At 50.7% G+C, this 4,166-nt stretch carries 2 protein-coding genes and 1 pseudogene; all 3 read right to left on the bottom strand.

All coding sequences use genetic code 11. The features are described from left to right. Positions 1-194, bottom strand: a pseudogene (locus AC5V8P_RS23940) (glycoside hydrolase family 88 protein); the annotation flags it as partial. Positions 195-249: 55 nt separating this feature from the next. Continuing rightward, positions 250-2,160, bottom strand: coding sequence for a hypothetical protein (locus AC5V8P_RS23935; RefSeq protein ID WP_064797912.1), 1,911 nt, complete (start codon positions 2,158-2,160; stop codon positions 250-252). Between the two features lie 16 nt (positions 2,161-2,176). Further along, a complete protein-coding gene (locus tag AC5V8P_RS23930) occupies positions 2,177-4,093 on the bottom strand; it encodes a heparinase II/III family protein (RefSeq protein ID WP_064797913.1) in 1,917 nt (638 codons plus the stop codon). Positions 4,094-4,166 lie beyond the last annotated feature (73 nt).

The raw sequence follows: 4,166 nt of genomic DNA, 5'->3' as shown, positions 1-4,166 counted from the left end.
TCAGGACGTGCCCGGTGGGCCAGCCATAGCAGTCCCGGATAAAAGCCTGCTGTCCACCACGCTTCCTCACAATTATCATAACGTCCACCCTCGGCAACATGTGGAAAGGCGTCCCCCAGTCTTTCCGCCAAGGCATGCGTTTTATCCAATGCCAGCTCCCATGATTGCTCCAGCCATGCTTCTGATTTTATCATTCTTTTTCCCCTCCACTTCCACATGTTTGAAGATAACTACAACTCCCGACCTAAACTAGTCAGGTAACCGAATGATAAAGGAAATGCAACTGCCGTCACACTCCAGACGCGCTCCCTTAAGTAAACCATTTCGGCAAGCTACCGAGGTCAATTCTTCCGGCCATACCACATTTGTTCCTTCCGTCGTGGGGATGATTTCGAGGCTTGCGCCCGCATATTCTACTCGAATGCTTTCAGTTTCCTTCCCGGCTGCCATTACATGATGAATCACACTTCGTTCCCGACCGTCATACGCCATTAATGGAATAAGGGCCCCCACATGCTGAATATTGCCTTGAAGCTCATACGACACTTCGATTTTGCCAGGTACCTGACGGTAATGCGTTCGGATTTCCCTTACTCCCGGGAATGGACCTTTCCACAGCAGAGTAAAATCTGTTTCTCCAGCAGACGCCGAGCTGCGCTCCATCTGTACGTTTCCCCCGCCATCCTGCGGATCAATTCCTCCATCCCGGTCAAACTCCAATGTACCGGGGATTCCTTCTGACAAGCTGTGCCACTTTCCGTCCTCGGTTTGCCAGGCTGGTGTATAGCTCAGCGGGAAAATATCTCCCTCTGCGAATCCCGTAAAGCCGCGATCTGCGTGTCCTGCTGAGGACGGGCCGATCAGAGACGGCAGTGCAGAACGTTGGATACGTACGATTCCCGGAATATTGTATGGATCGTTGATTGAGGTTTGTACAAGCATTTGCTGCCCGTCTACAGCTGCAATGACGGTCTGAAACCAGCCGTCCGTAGCCAATACCCGACTGCCAATCTCTGCCGGGATAAAGGTTGACGGAATACGATCAATCTCCTGCCCGTGTAGAAGGGTATAGGCCAGTGCAGCTGCCGTCCACAGACTGTAGCAGGTATGATTCGAGTACACCTCAAATCCATGCCGTGCCTCCGACGAATAATGGTTGCGGACGATATGCAGCTTGCCATCATCGTTCTGCCAACGGGCAATGGATTGCCAGCATAGATCTACCGCCCGCCGAAATGCACCTGCAAGGCCATACTCGCCTGATGTATACGCCTGCTGCGCATGTGTTGTAAAAACAAAAGCTGCAGCCGCTTCGTTCCATTGGTGCTGTGCGCTTCTTCCACGCGGAGGAATTTCCCCATGCGGGGATAAAGTCAGCAGTGAGCTGAGTGCGCCCCTGCGAAGGTAGTCACGCACTTCAGAAGCACAGCCGCCATTATATCCGCTCTCCAGCATCACGCCCAGATGAAACCGTGTGACAATATCGTAGGCAAATGGGCTATTAGGCCGATCCAGTGGACCATCTTGGTACAATCCCAAACCAGTAAAGCGAGGCAAATGGTAGTTGCGGATATACGTCTCCATCCACTCAGAATCAACTGCAATCCCTTCTGCGGCACGCAAAAACTCGCCGGAAATCATAATTGCGTTCCAGTTGATCATCCGGTTTGGATTCTTCATTTTGTTCATCGTAAAAATGTAGGTCTGCTCAGGCTGAATCCTGCTCAATTGCTGCTTCCATGCCATGGCTTGCTCTGGCAGTAGTTTTTTAAGGATACGATACGCACCCATTATCATAATTGGAAAAAAGTCCGGGTGTTGATCCGATGCTTTTTCCTCCACTACACAGGCTATGCTATGCGTCAAAGCTGCAGCAGCAGATTCGAGTAAATCATGCCGGCCTTTTTTGACCAGCACCGCCGCAGCCAAAGCATAGGATGGAGTGGAGTAATACCGTTCACTTTCAGAATGAGGGTCAATGATAGCTCCGTTATCATCTTGATACGAGGCATATGCACGAACCAGCTTTTCCAGCACAGCCAGCTTACGTTCGTGTGTCCATTCGTCATTTTCTCGATTTGGTGCGCTTTCCACCTGTTCTATAAATCTCTCCAGTTCCGTCTGCCAAGGGTATACGCTGTCTGTATGAAGCTTATTCATTCTGTATGCCTCCCATTCAACATGAAGATTGATGTATGGTAAAAAACAGATTGCAATCGATGCTTGCTGAACCGTCCCAGCGTTTGGAGTCTAGTTGCAGCGACGTCTTATAAAACACAAAGGGCACTCCGTCATGATCTATATGCTTTACAGCCTCCAACCTCTGCCTCAGTACGCCAGCATCATAATCTAACCTAACCACGGTATTCGTTCCCCTCCATTCCACGAAGCCTGCTCCTGTATGGGGCTGAATACGGCTGATCAAAAGCTCCTCCACATCCCAAGGGTTCACATTTATGCCAGACTTCTCAAACTCAAAATGATCTGTGACAGTAAGCCTTGCTCCCTCGTTTCCCTCCGGTACACTCCAGGCAAAGGAGCGGGTGAAATTTGCCAATTCATCTACAGGATACGCAGATGTCAAATCAAGTTTAAACCTTGTAACTGTCTGTGCTCCCTCATGCTCATCCATATCAGCACCCAACACAACCGCCCTTGCCTTTGCTCCAGCTTGCTGCGTGGTGCCATTGATGATGGGCACGGAATGACCGCTGGAGGAAATATTGATAATCGACTCCCGCCCTGGTGAAAAATAAGCTTTCGTGTACAAGCCTGCTCCCAGATCACAAAGTACATTTTCGCCACCGCCATGAAGGATGAAATGCCCAAGGTCATTATGATTGTGTGGCTCATTGTTATGCCCAGCCTTGGCTGAAAATGCAAGTACGGCATCTGATTCACCTTGCTGTCTCCCAGATCCACCATGACTGGATCTCCGGCTGCGGCACATCAACCACCCGAGCTGCGGCAAATAATCGACTACGCCTTCACCGTATCCATAAGCTACAGGAATCGTCCAGACCAGATTGCGTAATACATGAGCCCAGCGGCGACACGGATCTTCCAACAGGCCAGGGACGCGGAAAGGGAGTGTAGATGGGCGCCCTCGCAAAAAATTCACCTGAGAGATGAGTCCGGATGGCAATCGTTCCGTTTCACTACTGTCAGAATAATTAGCGAAAATACCGTCTGACAGATGAACCCGTTCTGCGAAGGCAGCGATTTGCCTTACCTTTTCCGAGTTCACAATCTCCACTGCCCCCTCGGTAAATTCACGCAGCATATCGGCAAAATACATAAAATAACCAAAGCCATACACCCAGTAACCTACGCCTTCAGGACATCCGCCGTCCTCACTGTAGCCTGCCAAAAAACAATCGAGCGCGCCCAGCATATGCTCGATGGCTACTGCTCTAGAATGGTCATCTTTTTCCAGCAGCAATGCAGCAATCCCGCAACCGGAAGCACATACTGCCGACCAGTTATGCTCTGCCGTTTCCCAACCAAAATGACGAGGCTGCCAAAAAACAGGTTCCAGTATGCGGCGCTCGACCTCTTTGTGTATCTGAACGACTACGTGATCAGCCAGTCGCTCTCTGAGCAGCAACAAAATTTCCACCAGCATTTGCGCTGTTTCGGACGCGAATAAATCCACCTGCTGCCAAGGCGGTGTTGCAGTGTCCTCTTCGTTGACATGTGCAGGAAGCGCCCAAGTGTACTCGCTGCATATGTCCAGCAATCCGTTTTCCACCTCTTCCATGTTTCGAGGCACTGGATCAGCAACAGCTGCCAGCACGATAGCAACCAGACGTCCGCGCCGTTCAAAGTACACATCCTCATACGGCTTGCGCTCCCCTGTATTAGCAAATTGCCGGAACAGAGACGGTGGTAGTTCAGGCCATGGTGCTTTCCGAGCATCATTACAGATACGTTCGATGTCCTTCCAAAGCTCGGCGTATGCTGGTTCCTCAACCGTTGCCCGCAGCCTTTGAGTCCAATTGCTCCTTAAGCGTTGTCTTGCTGAATCCTGCACTTTGCCAGCCAGCGCGTTGACGAGCCGCGAAGCAGGCCAAGCCTCCTTCAGAAGACTCATTCGCATTTCCTCCCCATGAGAAGCATTCGTTCCACCTTTTTGTTAACGCTTTCATTGTATCTAACAATCAGCC

This window comes from Paenibacillus sp. N119s (assembly GCF_059447605.1).
The sequence above is the reverse complement of the archived record's forward strand: the minus strand, read 5'-3'. Positions and strand labels throughout refer to the sequence as shown.

What these genes read in the sequence shown, in the direction of transcription:
- AC5V8P_RS23935 (WP_064797912.1), bottom strand. Translation starts at nt 2,160, where the DNA reads ATGAATAAGCTTCATACAGACAGCGTATACCCTTGGCAGACGGAACTG.
- AC5V8P_RS23930 (WP_064797913.1), bottom strand. Translation starts at nt 4,093, where the DNA reads ATGAGTCTTCTGAAGGAGGCTTGGCCTGCTTCGCGGCTCGTCAACGCG.